Origin of the sequence: Streptomyces niveus (assembly GCF_001723055.1) — a bacterium.
In the GTDB taxonomy this organism is placed as follows: domain Bacteria; phylum Actinomycetota; class Actinomycetes; order Streptomycetales; family Streptomycetaceae; genus Streptomyces; species Streptomyces niveus.
In genome coordinates this window covers 1-19,320 of record NZ_MDCR01000104.1, presented here as the reverse complement: position 1 = coordinate 19,320, position 19,320 = coordinate 1, and the positions used below count along the sequence as shown (strand labels likewise).

At 71.7% G+C, this 19,320-nt stretch carries 16 protein-coding genes; 10 read left to right on the top strand and 6 right to left on the bottom strand.

The genetic code is table 11. From position 1 onward, the window contains the following. Positions 1-18: 18 nt before the first annotated feature. From ramS to BHU15_RS13995, 3 genes are all read left to right on the top strand, one after another. On the top strand, positions 19-147 hold the full coding sequence (gene ramS, locus BHU15_RS14005) for a mycelium formation morphogenetic lantipeptide SapB (RefSeq protein WP_023536623.1): 129 nt from the start codon (positions 19-21) through the stop codon (positions 145-147). A 209-nt stretch (positions 148-356) separates the two neighbouring features. Further along, positions 357-2,219 carry an ABC transporter ATP-binding protein gene (locus BHU15_RS14000; protein WP_069627486.1) on the top strand — a complete coding sequence of 621 codons (1,863 nt, stop codon included), beginning with the start codon at positions 357-359 and terminating at the stop codon, positions 2,217-2,219. After that, positions 2,216-4,072, top strand: a complete 1,857-nt coding sequence (locus BHU15_RS13995) for an ATP-binding cassette domain-containing protein (RefSeq protein WP_218028059.1) — start codon at positions 2,216-2,218, stop codon at positions 4,070-4,072. Before BHU15_RS14000 ends, BHU15_RS13995 begins: the two co-directional genes overlap by 4 nt. Before the next feature lie 25 nt (positions 4,073-4,097). Here BHU15_RS13995 and BHU15_RS42135 read toward each other — a convergent pair whose 3' ends face one another. After that, positions 4,098-4,433: a response regulator transcription factor gene (locus tag BHU15_RS42135; protein WP_023536620.1), complete on the bottom strand. Its 336-nt coding sequence runs from the start codon at positions 4,431-4,433 to the stop codon at positions 4,098-4,100. Between the two features lie 859 nt (positions 4,434-5,292). Continuing rightward, positions 5,293-6,456, bottom strand: coding sequence for a serine hydrolase domain-containing protein (locus tag BHU15_RS13985; RefSeq protein ID WP_069627484.1), 1,164 nt, complete (start codon positions 6,454-6,456; stop codon positions 5,293-5,295). Between the two features lie 189 nt (positions 6,457-6,645). On the opposite strand from BHU15_RS13985, the gene BHU15_RS13980 reads away from it, so the two are divergent. After that, positions 6,646-7,422 (top strand): MerR family transcriptional regulator, encoded by a 777-nt coding sequence (locus BHU15_RS13980; RefSeq protein WP_069627483.1) that lies wholly within the window; start codon positions 6,646-6,648, stop codon positions 7,420-7,422. 235 nt (positions 7,423-7,657) lie between these two features. Here BHU15_RS13980 and BHU15_RS13975 read toward each other — a convergent pair whose 3' ends face one another. Next, entirely contained in the window at positions 7,658-7,948 is a 291-nt protein-coding gene (locus BHU15_RS13975) for an alpha-amylase inhibitor (protein WP_167756184.1), read from the bottom strand. 585 nt (positions 7,949-8,533) lie between these two features. Here BHU15_RS13975 and BHU15_RS13970 point away from each other — a divergent pair. Beyond that, positions 8,534-11,701 carry a discoidin domain-containing protein gene (locus BHU15_RS13970; RefSeq protein ID WP_079128130.1) on the top strand — a complete coding sequence of 1,056 codons (3,168 nt, stop codon included), beginning with the start codon at positions 8,534-8,536 and terminating at the stop codon, positions 11,699-11,701. A 190-nt stretch (positions 11,702-11,891) separates the two neighbouring features. Here BHU15_RS13970 and BHU15_RS13965 read toward each other — a convergent pair whose 3' ends face one another. Then, positions 11,892-12,278, bottom strand: a complete 387-nt coding sequence (locus BHU15_RS13965) for a MerR family transcriptional regulator (protein WP_368483203.1) — start codon at positions 12,276-12,278, stop codon at positions 11,892-11,894. A gap of 167 nt (positions 12,279-12,445) precedes the next feature. Here BHU15_RS13965 and BHU15_RS13960 point away from each other — a divergent pair, with 167 nt between their 5' ends. Then, complete coding sequence (locus BHU15_RS13960) at positions 12,446-13,393, top strand: NmrA/HSCARG family protein (protein WP_069627524.1); 948 nt, start codon at positions 12,446-12,448, stop codon at positions 13,391-13,393. Here BHU15_RS13960 and fxsT read toward each other — a convergent pair. Further along, positions 13,364-16,060, bottom strand: coding sequence for an FxSxx-COOH system tetratricopeptide repeat protein (gene fxsT, locus BHU15_RS13955; RefSeq protein ID WP_141726820.1), 2,697 nt, complete (start codon positions 16,058-16,060; stop codon positions 13,364-13,366). The two genes, BHU15_RS13960 and fxsT, sit on opposite strands and share 30 nt — an antisense overlap. Beyond that, positions 16,057-16,482 (bottom strand): hypothetical protein, encoded by a 426-nt coding sequence (locus BHU15_RS13950; protein WP_069627478.1) that lies wholly within the window; start codon positions 16,480-16,482, stop codon positions 16,057-16,059. The genes fxsT and BHU15_RS13950 overlap by 4 nt, the downstream gene beginning before the upstream one ends. Before the next feature lie 370 nt (positions 16,483-16,852). Between BHU15_RS13950 and BHU15_RS13945 the strand changes: the two genes are divergently transcribed. The 4 genes from BHU15_RS13945 to BHU15_RS13930 form a co-directional block, all read left to right on the top strand. After that, complete coding sequence (locus BHU15_RS13945; protein WP_069627477.1) at positions 16,853-17,341, top strand: HAMP domain-containing protein; 489 nt, start codon at positions 16,853-16,855, stop codon at positions 17,339-17,341. Continuing rightward, the gene (locus BHU15_RS13940; RefSeq protein WP_069627476.1) at positions 17,338-17,688 is read left to right on the top strand and encodes an ATP-binding protein; all 351 of its coding nucleotides are present in this window, start codon (positions 17,338-17,340) and stop codon (positions 17,686-17,688) included. The genes BHU15_RS13945 and BHU15_RS13940 overlap by 4 nt, the downstream gene beginning before the upstream one ends. A 1-nt stretch (position 17,689) precedes the next feature. After that, the gene (locus BHU15_RS13935) at positions 17,690-18,364 is read left to right on the top strand and encodes a response regulator transcription factor (protein WP_069627475.1); all 675 of its coding nucleotides are present in this window, start codon (positions 17,690-17,692) and stop codon (positions 18,362-18,364) included. Beyond that, a partial coding sequence (locus BHU15_RS13930) for a histidine kinase dimerization/phospho-acceptor domain-containing protein (RefSeq protein ID WP_069627523.1) occupies positions 18,361-19,320 on the top strand: 960 nt, incomplete at its 3' end. The genes BHU15_RS13935 and BHU15_RS13930, both read left to right, overlap by 4 nt.

The window sequence follows — 19,320 nt, the reverse complement described above, 5'->3', positions numbered from 1 at the left end:
AGAAGAAAGGCACCTGCCATGAACCTTCTTGACCTGCAGTCGATGGAGACCCCGAAGGAAGAGGCCACGGGCGACGTCGCCACCGGCAGCCGGGCGAGCCTGCTGCTCTGCGGTGACAGCAGCCTGAGCATCACCACCTGTAACTGACACCACTGGTCGTCGGCCGGCCGATGACCAGGTGCCGCGAGCGCCGGACAGCCTGAAAGGCCCGTCCGGCGCTCGCGGGCGTCCGTCTGTCCGCGCACGGCGGTCTGTACGCGCACGCCGACGTGTACGCGTACGCGGTCTGTACGCGTACGTCCCGCGAGCCCGTACGGACCCACCGGCCGCCGCCCGAACCGAGGGGAGACCCCTTCTTGAAGACACCGCCCGTCCCGCAGGACCGAGAAGGGACCGCCGCCGGTCTCCTGCTGGGCGCCGCGCGCCACAGCGCGGGCCGGACCACGGCGGTCTTCCTCTGCTCCGCCGCGTCCGCCGTCGCGTCCCTCGCGCTGCCGGCCGTCCTCGGCCGCACACTCGACCTCCTGCTCCGGCGGAGCCCGGACGCGGACCCCTGGCTGCTCGCCTGCGCCGCCGTGATCGTCGCCGAGGTGCTGCTGGACGCGTTGGTGGCCCTGCTGGGCGGTACGACCAGCGCCCGCTCCGCCGCGTGGCTCCGCACCCGGGGCGTGGGCCGACTGCTCGCCGCGTGGCCCGGCCACGCCGCCCGCTTCCCGCCCGGCGACGTGGCCGTCCGGCTCACGGCGAACGCCACCGAGGCGTCCACCGCGCCCGTATCCGCCGCGACGCTCGGGGCGTCGCTGCTCGCGCCGGTGGGAGCGGTTGTCGCGCTGTTCCTGATCGACCCGTGGACCGCGGTCACGTTCCTCGCCGGGCTCCCGGTGCTGTTGCTGGTCCTGCGGGCCTTCGCCCGCGGCTCGTCCGACAGCGTCGCCAGCTACCAGCGCGCCCAGGCCGACATCGCCACACGTCTGGTGGAGGCGCTGGCCGGGGCCCGTACGATCGCCGCCGCCGGTACGGAGGCACGTGACCGCGACCGTATCCTCGCCCCGCTGCCCCAACTGGCCACGCAGGGACGCCGGATGTGGCGGATCCACGGCGCGGCCGTCGCGCGCAGCGGTGTGCTCATGCCGCTGCTGACGACCGCCGTCCTGGCGGTCGGCGGCATCAGGCTCGCGTCCGGGGACATGAGCGTCGGCGACCTGCTGGCGGCCAGCCGGTACGCGGCACTCGCCGCCGGCGTCGGTACGGCTGCCGGCCTGATCGGCTCCCTGATCCGCAGCCGCTCGGCGGCCCGCCGGGCGGCCGAACTGATGGCGCTGCCCGCGATGACGTACGGAGCCCGGACCCTGCCGCCCGAGGGGCGCGGAACGCTGGAACTGCGCGGGGTGAGCGTGAGGCGCGAGGACCGCACCGTCCTCGCCGGAGTGGATCTGACGATCCCCGGCGGCACGTCCGTGGCGGTGGTCGGCCGTTCGGGGGCGGGAAAGTCCACGCTTGCGGCGGTGGCCGGGCGGCTCACGGAGCCGGACGCGGGGACCGTCCTGCTGGACGGCATTCCGCTCGGCGCGCTCCGGCGGGACGTGCTGCGCCGCGAGGTCGGCCATGCCTTCGAACGCCCCGTCCTCTTCGGAGCCACGCTCGGCGAGGCACTGGCGGGCGGCTCTCCGATGCCCGAGGAACGTGTCCGAGCTGCGGCGCGTGCGGCGAGCGCGGACGCGTTCGTACGGCTCCTCCCGCATGGGTACGCGACACCGCCGCAGGCCGCGCCCCTGTCCGGGGGAGAGCTGCAACGCCTGGGCCTGGCACGGTCGTTCGCGCGAGCCGGACGACTGCTGGTGCTCGACGACGCGACGTCCAGCCTGGACACCGTGACGGAGCGTCAGGTGGAGGCGGCCCTGGCACGGGACGTCCGGCACGGCACCCGGCTGATCGTCGCCCACCGCCTCTCCTCGGCGGCCCGCTGCGACCTGGTGGTCTGGCTGGAGGAAGGCCGGGTGCGGGCGACGGGTCCGCACGAGGAGTTGTGGCGTTCGGGGGAGTACCGCGCCCTGTTCGCGCCCCCGGAACCCGGGCCGGCGGCGGTCCCCGCGGCGGCCTCGAAGACGGAACCGTACACGCACCGCGCCCCCGTCGCGGCACGCGCCGTACCGCTCCCGCACAAGCACGCAACCGAGCCCGCACCCGCCGCCGACACCGCTGAACGGGCCGACCGGTGAGCGCCGCCGCGAAGTCGCCCGCACCCGGCGCGCGCCCCGGCCGGGGAGCGCTGCGCCGGAACCTGCCGCCCGCACGGCGGTTTCTGGCGGGCCGGAAGCGGGTCCTCGTACGGCTCGGCGGGTGGTCGCTGCTGGAGTCCGCGCAGACGTTCCTCGGCGGGTACTGTCTCGCCCAGGCGCTCGACCGCGGTTTCCTCGCCGGGCAGACCGGGACAGGACTGCTCTGGCTCGCCGTCGCCGCCGCGTCGATCCTCGGCGCCGGACCTCCGATGCGCGGCGTGTTCACCCAACTCGCCGAGCTGACCGAGCCGTTGCGGGACGCGCTCGTACGGCGCGCGGTCCGGCAGGCGCTGCGCCACGCGGTCACCGACCCGGCCCGCACCGACGACCGCGCGGACACCGGTGCCGTCTCACGGCTCACCCATCAGACCGAGATCGTCCGCGACAGCTTCGCCGGACTCGTCCTCACCGTAAGGGCGTTCGTCTTCAACGCGGTCGGCGCACTGATCGGCCTGCTGGCCCTCGCCCCCGAACTGCTCCTCGTCGTCCTGCCCCCGCTCGTCCTGGGCATCGGGCTCTTCCTCGCCACACTGCTCCCGATGGCCTCGGCCCAGCGCGCCTTCCTGGACGCGGACGAGGCCGTGGCCGAAGGCGTGGGCGCGGTGTCGGCCGGCCATCGTGACCTCGTGGCCTGCGGAGCCCAGGCGGACGCGGCGCAGCGTACGGGGCGGCTCATCGACACCGCGGAGCGGACGTCGCGCGTGCTGGCGCGCTGGGCCGCGCTGCGTACGGTGGCACTCGGCGTCGCGGGCCAACTGCCCGTACTCCTCCTGCTCGTCACCACTCCGTGGCTGCTGCGGCAGGGGGTGACGACCGGCGCGCTGGCGGGGGCGCTCACGTATCTGCTCCAGGCCCTGCTCCCCGCGCTGCACAGCATGATGACCGCGCTCGGAGCGGCGGGGACGAGACTGCTGGTCGTGGTCGACCGTTTCCAGGACGCCACCGCCCCACCCGTTCCCCCGAAGGCTCCCGACCCGGACCCGGACATGGTCGTCGAGGCCGCCACCCCACGCGGCCGACGCCCCTCGCGCACCGCGCCTGCGGTCGAGATCCGCGCCGTCACCCACGCCTACGGCCCCGACTCACCCCCCGTACTGGACCACCTCCATCTCACCGTCCGGCGCGGTGAGCACATCGCCGTCGTCGGCCCGAGCGGCATCGGCAAGTCGACGCTCGCGGGTGTCGTCTCCGGGCTTGTCGCCCCCGACCACGGAACGGTGCTGCTCGGCGGAGAGCCGGTGACCGGCACCACCGCTCAGGACCTCGCGGACCGCCGCGTCCTGATCCCGCAGCAGGCGTACGTCTTCACCGGCAGCGTCCGCGACAACCTCCTGCATCTGCGGCCGGATGCCACGAGCGGTGAACTGACCTATGCGATAGGGGTGTTGGGCGCCGAGCCGCTCGTCAACCGGCTCGGCGGGCCCGACGCCGTACTCGACCCGCGCGGCCTGTCGCACGGTGAGCGCCAACTCCTCGCGCTGTGCCGCGCCTACCTCTCCTCCGCGCCACTCGTCCTCCTCGACGAGGCCACCTGTCATCTGGACCCGGCCGCGGAGGCCCGCGCCGAACGCGCCTTCGCCGAGCGGGCCTTCACCGACGGGGCCCGTGCCCGTGGCGGCGCCCTGATCGTCGTGGCCCACCGGCTGTCGTCCGCGCGCCGGGCGGACCGCGTGCTCGTACTGGACGGCACGACACCGCGGTTCGGTACGCACGAGGAACTGCTGACGAGTTCGGCGCTCTACCGCGACCTGTTCGGCCACTGGCAGCACACGCCGCCGCCCGTCGGCAGCTGAACCGCCGAGGGCGGGAGCCCGGCGGCTACAGCCACCCCGCGTCCTGGGAGATGCGGATGGCGTCCATGCGATTGCGCGCGCCGACCTTGCGTATCGCGGAGGCCAGGTAGTTACGTATCGTCCCGCTTGACAGATGCAGCGAGGCCGCGATGTCGCCGATCGGCGAGCCCTCCGCCGCGAGCGCCAGAACGCTCAACTCCCGTGGTGTCAGGGGGAGTTTGGTCGCCTGGAGGAAATCACAGGCCAGGGAGTCGTCGACATACCGCTCACCGCTCGCCACCCGGTGAATTCCTTCGACCAGCCTGCTGGGATCCCCGTCCCTGTTGACGTACCCCAGCGCTCCCGCTTCGAATGCCTTCATCAGTGCTCCGGGTTTTCTTTCCGACGTCAGCACCAATAACGCCCCTATACCACCCTGCCCGTTGCCGGGTCCGGTTTTTCCCGTGCGCGCCGGGTCATCGAGACAGTCGATATCGGCCACCCACACATGCGGCGATGGACAGAGCGTCTCCTGACGGGCCGGGCGCTTGTGGGACGCCGACACGTGGAGCGTCTCCTCGCAGCGCAGCAGCGCCACAAGAGCCGCACGGAACAGTCCGACCCTGTGTACGACTTGAACATGGATCATGCACGCCCCCTAGTAGATGGTGCTCCGTCGGTCGGCAACACATCCAGTGCCCGTCATACGCCGACAGGAACTCCTGGCCGACCGGCGGCTGAAGCACTTTTCGCACTGCCGTGTGCCCCCGGTATGCGCCTGTGCTCCCCAGTACGCCCCCCACGTTTTATCCGGTCTCCGATCCCCCTCGGAAAAGCTGCCACATCAACCCGGCAGAGGGAAAGGAAAAGAGACTTCCGGTCAGTGGGCGATTGAATCAAGTCGAATTGAAGGAGACGGCCAATCCGCGCCGACGAATCGCATATGCCCGCGCGTATGTTCCGTCGCGGTCCTCGTCGGGCCGAACCAGTGTTTGTTTCAGGCCTGGGCCATGACGGCTTCGCGGGACACGGCACCGTTCCGCCGGCCTACGGCGCTGTTTCGTGGCGCTCCCGCCCCAGAACGGCGGCAGCCGCCCCGCCATGCGGGACGGCTGCCTGTGGGTTTTTACAGGGGGAATCATGTGCCGGGTGCTCGTCGCTCAAGCAGTCGATTGTCCCCGTGCCGTACCTGGTCGGTCGTCACCCGAGGTTGTTCGCGGACTTCCGCGACAGGCCCGTGCTCAGTCCGTCGGCTGCGCCGGCTCCGTCACCTCGTCAGCCGATCCGGCCCGCCCGCTGCCGAACACCTCGTCGACGAGCCCCTCCATCGCCTTCTGGAACGCCACGGCCAGGGACATCGCGGCGTCGTCCACATAGTTGAGCGCGGCGGTGAGGGTCCTGCTGCCGTCGGGCGTGCTGTACATCAGCGCCGCGTGGCCGGCGGCACCACCGTTGTGGAAGAGGAGGGTGCCGCCGTCGGGGCCCGCGTCCTGCACGCGCAGCCCCAGGCCGAAGCCGCTCTCGGGGTGCGGGGTGCGCATCTCGGCCAGCAGCGCGGCCGGCAGGAGCCTGCCGCCCGCCAGTGCGGAGATGAACGTGTGGAGGTCCCGGGTGGTGGAGATCATGTCCCCGCCGGCGCTGATCCAGGAGGGGTTGTGGCGGGTGATGTCGACCGTCTTCCGCACGCCGGCTTCCTCGTACCGGTAGTAGGCGTGCGCGTGCGGCTCGGGGATCTCAGGCGAGGTGTACGGCACCACGGTGTCCGACAGGCCGAGCGGATCCAGGATCCGCTCCCGCGTCACCTCGGCGCACGAGCGGCCGGTGACCTTCTCGGCCAGCAGCCTGGCCAGCACGTAGTTGGTGTTGGAGTAGCTCCAGCCCGTCCCCGGTTCGAAGCGCGCGGGCTTGGACAGCGCCAGCCGTACCAGCTCCTCCGGCGGGTAGGTCTTGAACCGGTTGTCCACCCACTCCTGGCCCGAGATGGTGGAGGGGATCCCCGCGAGGACCGTCCCGTCCTCGTGGAACTCGCCGGTGAAGTTGAACACCCCGCTGGTGTGCTGCAACAGCATCCGCACCGTTGTCCGCCGGTCAAGGTCGAACTCGGGCAAGTAGTCGACGGCCGGGGTGTCCAACCCGACCCTGCCTTCCGCCACCAGTTGCAGCACCAGGGTCGCGGTGAAGGTCTTGGTGTTGCTGCCGATCCGGACGTGCCCGTTGACCGGCGGCTCGGCAGTCCCGCCCAGCTCCGCCACCCCGGCACTGCCGACCCACTCGCCCCGCTCATCGTTCACGCGCAGCGACACCCCGGTGAGACCGGAATCGACGATCTCCTGAATGGCCTTCCGGAGTTCCGGGCGATCCTGTCCGGCAGCGGAGTTCTCTGTGGTGTGGACGGACTCGCTCATGGTCGTTCCTCAATCTCGCGACAGTGGTCCTGGTGGCTGCCGGCCCCTTCGAGGCAGCCTCGCGATGAGCGTGCACCCTGACCTAAGGTCAAGGTCAATCTCCATCGCGGCCATGGGTTCTCCGGCACCGACTGTCGCGCGCTACCCTCGCCCCTGTGATCGCCCGCGATCTGGAGGTGTGCTGAGTCGATGGCGAACGGGCTCACGATCGGTCAGGCGGCTGCGTTCGTCGGCGTCACGATCAAGACGGTGCGGCACTATCACCGGCTGGGCCTGGTCGCCGAACCGGAACGTGACGGTTCCGGCTACCGGCGCTACGGGTCGGCCGACCTGCTCCGGCTGATCCAGGCCAGGACCCTGGCCGGGGCCGGCGTACCGCTGGCCGAGGTCGGCGATCTGCTGGACGCCGATCCCGAGCGGTTCGCCGCAGCTCTGGACGACGTCCATCGCCGCCTCACCGAACAGATCGAGGATCTGACCGCACGCCGCGACACGCTGCACCGGCTCGACCACGGCGACCGGGCTCTGCTGCCCGACCGGGCCTGCGCGATCTTGGAACGACTCACCGATCTCGGCTTCTGCCCCGACTACGTGGCCGTTCAGCGAGAGGGTCTGGTGCTGGCTCGGGCGCTGATTCCGGAGATCTTCGAGAGCTTCCTGAACCACCTCGAACACTCGCTCGCCGACCCCGAGTTCATCGAGCTGACCAAGCGCAGCTGGGACGCCAGATCCTGGGACCCCGACGACCCGCGGATCGTGGAGCTCGCGTCCGCGGTGGCCGCCAATCTGCTGGCCAACCGTGCGCTGCAGACGATGCCGACCGGGTTCCGGAACCAGTCCGACGCCGCCGCCCGGTACGGAGTGGTCAACCACCACCGGGAAGACCAGGGCCCCTCCATCGCCCGGTTGAACGCCCTGGTCGAAGAGAACCTGCGTGCGGCCGGCGTTCACATCCCGCATCAGTAACGCCCTCTCAGGAGAAGGCTGGACGAGCGTGGCCGGCCGGGTGGGCGCCGGGGTTCGCGGCACGGCCGCAGTATCTGCGGACGCTTCCGCAACGTCGGTCGGCCGTCGTTGCGGTCGAACCCGCCCGGGCACGGGATTCAGTTGGCGGCGCCGCACCGTACACGAACGAGGTGTCAGCGGGGCCGATCTCGACACGAGGTGGAAACCGGCCCCCTGGTGTGCGTCTTTGCCGTCCTCAGCAGTCGCGCAGTTCGGAGACGTACGGTCCCCTGCCGGGCTTCGACTCGCCGTGATCCTGTCCCGGGTTGAGGCTGAAGCACCTCCCGTCGGTGGTTCCCGTCCAGATCATGCGGATCCGGACGGCGTGGGAACAGTTGTTCTTGGCGTTTGCCAGTGAACGCCACTGGCCGTCACGCAAGTAGTCCTCTTGGCGCAGGTGCACGCAGGCCGGTGCGGCGCTGGCGACGGCCGGCGACGCCGTGGGCGCGGCGACAGCGGACACGGGCGCAGCGGTGGTCGTGGGCACGCCGGTGAGAAGAACGCCTGCGGCCAAGCCCGCGACAGCCGCGGTACGGACGAGGTTGAACCTCATGGTGATACTTGCCTTTCGATGTAGTGAGCCTCCGCCACCTCGGCGAGAGGCGCTGCTTCGCCCGTACGGCACGGTCATGGTTCGCGACCACCGGGCCGATCACGGCAATGAACGGGAACGCGCCCGGAGATGACCCTCGCGCCCCGAACCTGCTGCCCGTCTGACGCGGCATTCGCGGCGTCGGCGGGAAGTGAAGGCTGACCTGCTGTACCGGCTTGCTCACGGAGAGTCCCATATCGCAGGCGTCCGCCATGGAGGCGCACCGATCCATAGCGACAACTGGGTGCCTGAAGGGGCGGGGACGGGATTCGTTGCCCGTGCCGAAAGCGGCTCATCTTCCGAGATTCGGCTCGGCCGGTCCGCCAGAGGTGCCGGGTGCCTCCCTCGGGCATCGCCCGGCGTCCGCCCCCCTTCGCCCATGGATGCGCGCTCAGGGGCTTGACGGTTCCGACTTCGCGAACAAAGAATGAACGCGCTTTGACAACGTTGTCTTAGATTGATCCCAGGAGGCGCATCCGCGTGAATCACCACCCGGCAGAGCTGAGCAGACGCCGATTCGCCCAACTGGCGGGCCTGACCGTGGCGTTGACGACGGCCTCGTCCCTCGGCGTCTCGTCGGCCGCGGCCGACGGCCGGCCGGTCGAGCACCGTCCGGCCGCACCCGACGGCATCGCCGATGTCTACCACCAGGCGCTGCTCACCCACACCCGCTGGTCCGAGACCCAGTGGGACGCTGCCAAGGGTCACTACACCGCCAAGGACTTCGGCTTCGCCGTCGTCCTCGGCAACGCGCTGTTGCTCACCCGTGGGACCTACGACGCCGAGCTGGCCGGCGTCGACGAGAAGACCCTGCTCTCCCGCACCCTTGACACCATCAAGCATTTCGCCGCCTCGAACCGCCTTACCGGTGGCACCGAATGGGGCCGCACGCTCTTCTTCGACACCACCTTCCAGCTCTATTTCGTCCTCGCGGCGCGCCTGCTCTGGGACCGGTTGGACAGTGCGACGCGCGACAACGTGGACACGATCGTGCGGGCGCAGGCCGACTACACCACCGGCCTCGGTACGGGCAACGACCCCGCGTCGGGCAGCTGGACGCCGCGCGGTCTCTCCGGCGGCTTCGTGGGAGACACGAAGCTGGAGGAGATGGGCGTCTACGCGCAGTCGCTGGCCCCCGGTCTCGCCTGGGCGCCCGACAACGCCAAGTACCCGCAGTGGAAGGACTCCTTCGGCCGCTGGAGCCGTAACGAGGCCGGACTGCCTGCCGCCGACCGCGCCAACCCGGCCCTGGTCGACGGCGTTCCCGTCAGCGACAACACCGCGCAGAACCTGTACGACACCTTCATCGTCGAGAACCACGGCTCGTTCGGCCCGCACTACCAGTCCGAGCTGTGGCGTACGTCCGGGCGCAACGCCGCGCACTTCATCACCGCCGGCCGGCCGATGCCCGAGGTCCTGACCTCCCAGCCGAATGCCGGTCCCCTCTGGGAGACCCTCCTCCTGATGATGAGTGACTCGGGTGAGCCGCTCATGCCGATGGTCAACGACCGCGAGCACCTCTACGGACGCGACGTCATCCCCCTCGCGTTTCTCGCCCAGGTACTGGGGGACAGGGCAGCCGCCCGCGCGGAGGCCGCGCTGGCCGAACGCCTGGCGGCCTACCAGGCGTACCCGCCGGTCAACCGTCTGACCAAGTTCTCCGGGGAACCGAAGTACGAGCCGGAGGCCCGTGCCGAGATCGCCATCAGCTATCTGCTGCACGAGTGGCGGGCCGCGCGGGGCAAGGCCGTTCGCCCCCTCACGGAGCGGGAGCTGTTCGAACGGGCCAGCGGCGTCAAGGACTTCGGCGCCGCACCCGGCCTCGTCGCGCACCAGTCCCCGGCGGCCTGGGCCGCGGCCGTCAGCAAACCCGGCTTCGTCAAGTTCGCCTGGCAGCCCGCCCACGACGACTGGCTGTTCGCCGTCAGCGGGGCCACGCCGATGTTCCTTCCCACCACCTCGGCCAAGCCGGTCTCCCGCTCCGTCGCCACGTACACCGAACTCCGCGACGGCTTCGACGGCAGCGCCACGCTCTTCGCGCTGCCCACGGGCTTCGCCGGATTCACCACCCTGCCTTCCGGCGACGTCGTCTACGCGACAAGCGGCGTCGCCGCCGGCGAGGGCCACCTCGAAGTGCGTAACTTCACCATGCCGGGCGTGCCGGGCCTCGACGGCGGCCGTACGTACACCGCCGCCGAGGGAGCGGTCACCGTCGCCGCCAAGGACAGCGGCACCACGCCCCCGGCGCCCGGCGGGCGCACCGACGACACCACCTTCGCCAAGGTCTCCTACCGCTACCTCCGGATGCAGGGGGTCCTCCCGGACCCGCGTTACGGCTACTCCCTGTACGCGATCGAGGCCCGCGACGGCGCCGGGGGAGCGGATCTCGCCCGGGGTGCGACGGCGACCGCCTCGTCCTCCGACACGGGCAAGGGCGCGGCCCTGGCCGTCGACGGCGACCTCGCGACGCGCTGGGCGGTCTCCGTCGCCGAGCGCGGACGCGCGGACAGCAGGATCACGGTCGACTTCGGACAGGAGCGGGAGTTCGACCGCGTCACCCTGCGCTGGGAGTCCGCCGCCGGCCGCGGGTACGCGCTCCAGGGCTCGGCCGACGGCGAGACCTGGACGGACCTGGCGCGCTACCCGGACGCCGACCTCACCAGCACCGGCGGCTGGGTGTCGGTCGACGGGCGCGCGGGCCTCGTCGTACGCGGGGCCAAGAACGGGCTGGCCGTCTACGGCGACACCCTCGTCCTCTCCGACGGGCCCGCCGAGGCCGTCGTCGTCGAGGGTTACGCCAACGGCACCCCGTCCGACGTGAAGGCGGCGGCGGGGCGCGAGGCACCCCGTTCGGGACATCCCGATGTTCGCGCGAGCACCGCGGGAGGCCACCTCAGCCTGTTCAACCTGTCGGCAGCCGCGGTCACCACGACGGTGTCCCTGCCGCAGGACACCCGCTCGGTGCGGCTGTACGCCGGTACGCAGACGGTCACGGCCGGCGGCACCGACTACCACGCCCAACTCCACGCGGCACAGGCGGTGTTGGCCCCGGCCCGGTTCGTCCTGCGACCGGACGGAGGCGGGCCGGTGCCGTCCGGACTGCGCGCCGAGGTGGTGGACGCGGCCACGGTCCGACTGACAGGGCCCTCCTGCCGCCTGGTGGTCACCCCGCCGGGCGGCCGTGCGACACATGTCAGCGTGCGCCGTGGGCGTACGGAACAGGTGACCGTACGCGGGGCCAGCGCCTACCCGCTCGCCGACGTGGCGCTCGGCCGGACGACCTTCCCGACGGCGCCGCTCCCCGCCGGGATGTCCGACCCGGCGGCGGCGGTCGACGGCGACCCGCACACCTCCTGGAGCCCGGGGACCGGCGGCCGCATGGTGGTCGACCTCGGGGCGCCGACGGCGATCGGCGAGATCCGGGTCACCTGGACGGGCGGCCGCGCGCCGTCGGCGGAGGCCGAGTTCAGCGCGGACGGCCTGTCGTACGACCCGGCCGGGACGTTCCGCACCAGGGGGCGTGTCGCGACGCTCACCGCGAAGGGCACGGCCCGCTATGTCGCCCTGCGGATTCGGGGCCGGGCCGGCAACGACGCACGTGTGGTGGCGCTTTCCGTGCTTCCCGCCGAGGGGTCTTCCGGCAAGTAACGCCGTCCGGGAGGCCCGCGCCCGGTGATCCCGTCAGGCGCGCGGACGACGGTCACGGCACCTCGCCGTGGCCGTCGTTCGGCGCTCTTCCACAGGGCCCGACAGGGGAGGGAGGAAGCGGTCGCTTCCCGGACACGCCCCCCGGCGCGGCCGGCGTGTCAACTGGCCGCTCGGGGCCGCTTCCTCTGCTTCAGGACGGACTTGCTGTTCGGTGATGGCCGCGCGCCTCGGTGATGCAGTCGTGCAGCCGGTCGCGCACGTCCCGAAGGTCCGTCATCTGCCGGTCGAGGCCGTCGTGTTCGGCCGCGAGCAGTTCCAGCAGTTCCGGTGACACCTCACCGGAGTCGGCGAACGGCAGCACCTCGCGGATGGTTCTGCTGGGCAAGCCCACGGAGTAGAGCCGCTGGATCAGCCTGACCCGTTCGACGGCACCGGCAGGATACTGGCGCTGGCCGCCCGGGTTCCGGGTGGAGTGCAGCAACTCCTGCTGCTCGTAGTAGCGCAGCGCCCTGACGCTGACGCCCGCCTTCGCGGCGACCTCCCCGATCCGCACCCCGACCTCCTGAGTCGACTCCACGTCTCGCTTGCACCTGACGTCGGCGTCAGGTTTTAGCGTAACGGACGCGGGGCGAAGCATCCCTTACGAACCCTGGAGTACGCCGTGACCAGCACATCTCCGACTCACCACTCAGGAACTTTCATCAAGAACACGTCCGTGAGCACCGGGCGCGCCGGGTGGTCGGCATGACCAACATCAACAAAACCGTGGTCGTCCTCGGCGCCACGGGGCAGCAGGGAGGATCGGTCGCCGCTGCGCTGCGGGCCGACGGCTGGGCGGTGCGCGCGGTTGTGCGGGACCCGTCCGGCCACCGGGCCCGATCCCTCTCCGCCATCGGCGTCGAAACCTTCCGCGGTGACCTCGGCGATCCGGAGTCGCTGCGCGCGGCCTTCTCCGACGCGTACGGCGTCTTCAGCGTTCAGCCCAACTCCGGCCAGGCCGGCGCCGACGTGACCAACGAGGACGAGGTCCGCTTCGGCACGGCGGTGGCCGACATCGCCGAGCGCTGCGGCATCGCCCATCTCGTCTACAGCTCGGCCGTCACCGCGGGTTCGGCGACGGGCGTCGACCATCTCGACACCAAGAACCGTATCGAGGCCCATGTCCGGAATCTGGACATCTCCAGCACCGTCGTTCGGCCGGCCGCGTTCATGGAGCTCCTGGTGACCCCGGAAACGGGTCTCGCCCGGGGGCACTTGTCCTTCCTGGTACGCCCGGACCAGGCCATGCAGTTCATCGCGGTACGCGACATCGGCCGCATCGTCGCCGCGGTCTTCGGTTCATCCGATCGCTACGCCGGCCGCACCATGGAGATCGCCGGTGACTCTCTCACCGGCAAGGCGCTGGCCGAGCAGCTGACCCGGGCGGCCGGCCGGCCGATCAGCTACAGCCGCCTGCCGACGACCCTGCTTTCGCAGGATGACGTCCTCGGCAAGCTGGCAGCTCTCGTCGACGACGGCAGGCTCGCGGGAAACGCGGACCTCGACGCGTTGCGCGCCGAGTTTCCCTTCCTGCTGCGCTTCGACCGCTGGCTGGCTGGCCCTGGCGCGGGCCTCCTCGATGAGGCGCTCCGCCCCACGGACGCGGGCACCCGCTCCGGCCGATCAGTCCGCTGTTCTCACGACCCGGTGTGACGCCCCCGGGCCGTACGGGGTCACCATGGTCACCAACTTCCTACGCAGAGAGGCCAGTTCTCCCCGCATGGTCCGGGTGAGCCGGTGGTCGTCGCCCAGCTCCCGCGTGCTGTCGCGCACCGCTCGCTCGCACACGGCGATCGCCTCGGGCAGTTCGCCCGCGGCCCGGTGGGCCCTTGCCAGGTCGCGGCGGGTAGTGAGGGTGCGGGGGTGGCCGGGGCCGAGGACCCGTACGCAGTCGGCGAGAACGCTCGCGGTCGCTTCGGCCGAGCGGTGCGCGCGGGCCAGGTTGCTCCGGGCCAGCAGGGTGTCCGGGTGGTCGTCCCCGAGGACCCGTCGGGCGCCGCCGATCACGGACTCCCAGAGCGCGACGGCCCGTTCGCGGTCGGCGACACCCCCGGCCTCCCTGCCGCCGGCCGCCCCCGTCTCGCTCCTCTCCAGCAGCCCGGCCGCCAGATTGCCGCGCACCAGGAGGGTGTCCGGGTGGTCCGAGCCGAGGACGCGTTCCGAGTCGGCGAGGACCGACTCCCAGGTCGCGACGGCCCGTTCGCACTCCCCGCTCTGCGACAGGGCGTCGGCCAGGTTGTTGCGTACGAGAAGTGTGCGCGGGTGCTCAAGGCCGAGGACCAGCTCGGACTCGGCCAGTGTCCGCTCGTACAGTCCGACGGCCCGCTCCAGGCCCGTAGCGCCGGTCTCCTGCAAGGCGCCTGCCAGGTTGTTGCGCGAGGTGAGGGTGTCGGGGTGCGCGTGGCCGAGCTGCCGCTCGCGGTCGGCCACCGTCCGCTCGTACAGCGGCAGGGCACGCTCCAGGTCACCCGCCGCCTCGTACGCGGTGGCGAGGTTGTTGCGGAAGAGGAGCGTACGGGGGTGGTTGTCGCCCAGTACGCGCTCGGCGTCGGCGCTCGTGGCCTCGAAGAGGGGGACGGCGCGCCCGAGGTCGCCCGCGTCCCGGTAGCCGCTCGCCAGGTTGTTCCGGGACAGGAAGGTGTCCATGTGGTCGGGGCCGAGGACGCGTTCGCGGTCGGCCAGGGTGCGTTCGTACAGCGGGATCGACCACGTGACGCGCCCCGAGTCGCGGTAGGCGTTCGCGAGGTAGTTGCGCGTCGAGAGAGTGTCGGGGTGGTCGGGGCCGAGGACACGTTCGCGGTCGGCGACGGTGCTCTCGTACAGAGGGATCGCCCGGCCGAGGTCCCCGGCGGCCCGGTAGATGTTTCCCAGGTGGTTGCGCGAGGTGAGGGTGCCGGGGTTGTCGGGACCCAGCAGGCGCTCACCGCCGGCCAGGGCACGTTCGCTGAACGCGGCGGCCTGTGCGACGTGCCCCTGGTCCAGCAGGAAACGCGAGAGCGCGTGCAGCAGCCTCACCACGTCGGCCGTGTCGTCGGCGGGCGGCGTCAGCTCCATGAACGCCTCGATGTGCGGACGCAGGCTCCGCCAGCGCGCCCACTGCGGGACCTCGATCGACGCGCCCTCGGGCAGCCCGTCGAGCAGGACGCGCGCCGCCCGCTCACGGGCGGCGAGGATCGCCTCCTCCGTACGGAGCGGGTCGGCCGGGTCGGCGGTGCGTGCCACGGCCTGGACGAGCCGGTGCACCCGCAGGTGCGGCGGCATTTTCGTGATCATGCTGTATCCGGCGAGGAGCGCCAGGGCGTCGTCGACGGCGAGCGGATCGCCGAAACCGGCGAGCAGGTCCTGTGGCAGCCGGTCGGGAGCGAGCCAGGCCAGCGTGGACAGGATCTCCGCCGCGAGCGGGTCCCGGTCGGCGATGGTGCTGAGGGTGACGCGCCAGACCCGGGCGATGGTGCGCCGGTCGGTGCTGCCGGCGTACGCGGTGGCGAACATCCGGGCCGGGTAGCGGCGCAGCCGCTCCAGGTACGCGCCGCAGCTGATGCCGTGGTTGTTGATGTAGGCGCCGGCCTGTTCGAGGGCGAGCGGCAGATGGCCCAGCTCGGCCGCCAGGGCGGCGGCGTCGCGCGACTCGACCGTGGCGTACGGCCCGGCGGTACGGGTCAGCAACTCGGTCGCGTCGTCGGGGTGGAGCGTGTCGAGCCGCACCGGTTGTGCGAGGTGGTGCCAGCCGGCCGTGCGGCGGCTGGTGATCAGGTGATGACCCGTGTCGAGCTGGCCGATGACGGGCGCGAGATGGCTCGGGTCGTCGGCGTTGTCGAAGACGACGAGCCACCCGGGATGCGTCTGGAACCAGGTGATCGCCCACTCCGCCAGCGCGTTGGTGGTCGCCGGGGCCGCGAGATCGGGCAGCAGACGACTCGTCAGCGCGGCGAGCCCCGCCGTGATGGCGTCCGGGCTGTCGGCGGTGATCCACCACACGGTGGTGTACCGGGCACGGTGACGGTGCGCGTACTGGAGCGTCAGACTGGTCTTGCCGACGCCCCCGAGCCCGACGACGATCTGCGTACTGAGCGGTCTCTCGGCGGCCAGCGCCGTACCGAGTCGCTTCAGGTCGTCGTCCCTGCCGACGAACAGCGCGTTGGGCGGACGCGGCAGATTGTGGTTGGACGGCCCGCGCGGACCGGCGACGGTCTGGGCGGGAGGCAGGCGCACGGCGGGAGCGGTGTAGAACGTGGTGCCCGGCCCCGTACTGATGATCCCCGCGTTGCTGTGGACGGCGGCGGACCGCTCGCCGGACGCCTCCAGGGACGCGCCGCTCATGTCGTACGCCACTGAATCCTGGCATCGCCCCCAGAGCTGACGACACCGGAGTTGTTCTGCACGGCGATCGAACCCTCGCCGGACGCGGTGAGGTGGACCTCCGACCGGGACGGCAGCAACTGCGCGATCTCGGCGGCCAGTTCGGGATCAGCCAGCAGGACGCGCTTGAACTGCGCGCGAAGCGCGGCCCGGAAGTCCTCGTCCCCGGGAGCCTCGGCGACCTCCTCGACGGCCCGGTCCAGCCGCTCCAGCTCGGCGGAGCCTTCCCGACCGCTCCGGATCCGCTGCAGGATGCGCTGCCCGAGGCCGACGGTGGCGTCCGCGCCGGCGTCGGTGGCCCGGGTCAGCACGGCGGTCCCGTACGCGCCGACGGCCGCCGTGACGTACGGAGTGATCTCGTTCGCGACGGTCAGAGCGTCCACGCTTCCCCCAAGTCCCGTCCCCCGGAAGGGAACCCGACTGCCGAGTCTCCATGATGCCGGACGACGGCGACCGGTGCACCGCGCTCCCCCCGCCCGGCGATCATTACGACACCGGCACGTTCTTCGTCTGCTGGTGTTAGAGCTGTCGTGATTGCCCGCCGGCCTCAGGAGCCTGATCAACCGCTTGTGTCGTGCTCTGCCCCTGCTCCCGGCTGTACGGGGTCGAGCCGGTAGCCGTGCCCGCGCAGGGTGGTGATCGTCGGCAGGAGTGAGGAGCCGGGTGCGTCGGCCGCCGCTTGGTGCAGGCGACGGCGCAGGGAGGCCAGGGTGACGTCGAGCGTCTTCGTCGGGCCGAACCAGGGCGCTGGGCGTGGCCGTCCTCGTCGCCCGGCGCCAGGCTCGGTCCCTGAGCGAGCCGTTGGAAGCCCTCTCCCGTACGTCGCGGGCGATCGCCGACGGCGACCTGACCGCGCGGGCGGCCGGCAGCCGAGTCGCCGAGATCGACCAAGTCACCCGTACGCACAACGAGATGGTGCAGCGCCTGTCCGAACTGCTCCGCCATGAAAGGCACTTCACCGCCAACGCCTCCCATCAGCTGCGCACTCCGCTCACCGGTCTGCGGCTCGGGCTGGAAACAGCCATCAGCGACCCCGGCGCGGACCCGCGCACCGCGCTGAGGACGCGCTGGAGCGGTCCCAGTACCTCCAGGACACGATCGACGAGGTACTCCGGCTGGCCGGGGAACGGGCCGCGACCGCCTCCCGCCCCGCCGGCCGCCCGGTCGGGGCGCTGCTGGAGCAGGCCGAGACACGCTGGCACGGCCCGCTCGCCCAGGACGGCCGCCGCCTCGACCTCGTGATCGACCGGGCGGTCTCCGCGCTGACCGTCCCCGGCCGGACCAGTGCCCAGATCCTCGACATCCTCCTGGACAACGCACGGCGGCACGGCAGCGGAACGGTCACGGTGACCCTGCGGGAGATCGGCGACGCCCTGGCCGTCGACGTCGGCGACGAGGGACGTCTCACCACCGACCCGTCGGCGCTGTTCGAGCGCGGCACCACCACCGGGCCGGGACAGGGGATCGGGCTCTCCCTGGCCGCCGAACTCGCCGACAGTACGGGGGCACGGCTCAGTCTGACCCGACGGGCGCCGACGCGCTTCACCCTGCTGCTCCCGGAGAGCCAGGAGAGCCAGGAGAGAGGCTGACATGGTGACGCTCGCCCGCATTCTGATCGTGGAGGACGACCACGGCCTGCGCGACGTGCTCGCCCGCGGCCTGCGCGACGAGGACTTCGACGTCGTGACCGCCTCCGACGGCGCCGTCGCCCTGCGGACGGTCGACCGGTCGGTGGACGCGGTGGTGCTGGACATCGGGCTTCCCGACTCGGACGGCCGGGACGTGTGCCAGGCCATGCGCGGTGCGGGCATCACCGCCCCGGTGATCTTCCTGACCGCCCGCGGGAACCTCACGGACCGGCTCTCCGGCTTCGCGTCCGGCGGTGACGACTATCTGGTCAAACCCTTCCATCTCAGCGAACTGGCCGCGCGGCTGCGCGCCGTACTGAGCCGGACGGGCCCGTCGCAGGTCGTCACCGACAGCACGGGCGCCCTCCGTCTCGACCCGGTACGGCACGAACTGAGCGTCCACGAACGCCCCGTCGCCCTCACGCCCACCGAATTCCGTCTCCTCGCCCGCCTGATGGCGGAGCCCGGCACCGCCGTCCGCCGGCGTGCGCTCCTGCGGGCGGGCTGGCCGGAGGGCGCGCGGGTCAGCGACAACACGCTCGACCAGTACCTGGCCAGACTGCGGCGGAAGCTGCGCGACGCGAACTGCCCGCACCGTATCCATACGGTCCGGGGGATCGGATACCGCTTCGCATGAGACGCCTCCGTAGCGCCCGTACTCTGCGAGGCCGTCTCGCGCTGATGGCCCTGGTCGCCGGCGCCCTGTGGATCGCGGTCCTCACGACCGTGTTCAACTTCGCCCTCGACAACCGGCTCCGCCAACAGGCCGACGACGCGGTGCGCACCCGCGCCGAAGCGGTCGGCGCCACTGTCGAGGCCCGCCCGGACGGCCGGCTTGTCGTCCGGGAGCCCGCACAGGACGAGGCGCTGGACAGCGGCGTATGGATCTATCAAGGCCGAAAGGCCGTCGAAAAGCCCACCGGCGCGTCCGATCCGCTGCGGCGGCAGGCGGATCTGCTGGCGGGGAAGAGCCATGTCTTCGCCGACAGTCCGGGCCCCGGTTCGTGGCGGCTGTACGCGCTCCCCGTCGCGAAGGCGGACGGCTCGGGCCAGGCGGGCACGGTCGTGGCGTCGGTGAGCCTGGACCCGTACCGCAGCACGGCCGACACGGCGCTCGTTGCGTCCACCGCCCTGGCCGTGGCACTGCTGGGCGGCATCTACCTCCTCACCCGGCTGGTCGTCCGGCGCGCTCTGCGGCCCGTCGCCGCGATGAGCGACCAGGCCGCGCGATGGAGCGAGTCCGCCGCCCCGGAACGATTCGGCTCCGCCGGGCGGCCCGCCGAACTCGCCGCGCTCGCCGCCAACCTGGACGTCCTGCTGGACCGGCTGGCCGCCGTCCTGCGCCACGAACAGCACCAGGCGGCCGAGTTGTCGCACGAACTGCGCACCCCGCTGGCCCGCGTCACCGCCGAGATCGACTGGCTGAACAGCCGGCCCCGCGACGCCGCCGAACGGCGGGCCTCCCACGAGGCCATCGCGGACGCCGCGGGGACGATGCGGCAGATCTGCGACGCGCTGCTCTCCGAGGTCCGCACCCGCGAGTCGCCGGCGCCCGGCCGGTGCCGCTTTCCTGATGTGATCCACCGGCTCCTC

Excerpts from the sequence above, each read along its gene's own strand:
- BHU15_RS13935 (WP_069627475.1), top strand. The coding sequence starts at position 17,690 with ATGGTGACGCTCGCCCGCATTCTGATCGTGGAGGACGACCACGGCCTG.
- BHU15_RS42135 (WP_023536620.1), bottom strand. The coding sequence starts at position 4,433 with ATGAAGGCATTCGAAGCGGGAGCGCTGGGGTACGTCAACAGGGACGGG.
- BHU15_RS13960 (WP_069627524.1), top strand. The coding sequence starts at position 12,446 with ATGACCAACATCAACAAAACCGTGGTCGTCCTCGGCGCCACGGGGCAG.
- fxsT (WP_141726820.1), bottom strand. The coding sequence starts at position 16,060 with ATGAGCGGCGCGTCCCTGGAGGCGTCCGGCGAGCGGTCCGCCGCCGTC.
- BHU15_RS13980 (WP_069627483.1), top strand. The coding sequence starts at position 6,646 with ATGGCGAACGGGCTCACGATCGGTCAGGCGGCTGCGTTCGTCGGCGTC.
- ramS (WP_023536623.1), top strand. The coding sequence starts at position 19 with ATGAACCTTCTTGACCTGCAGTCGATGGAGACCCCGAAGGAAGAGGCC.
- BHU15_RS13985 (WP_069627484.1), bottom strand. The coding sequence starts at position 6,456 with ATGAGCGAGTCCGTCCACACCACAGAGAACTCCGCTGCCGGACAGGAT.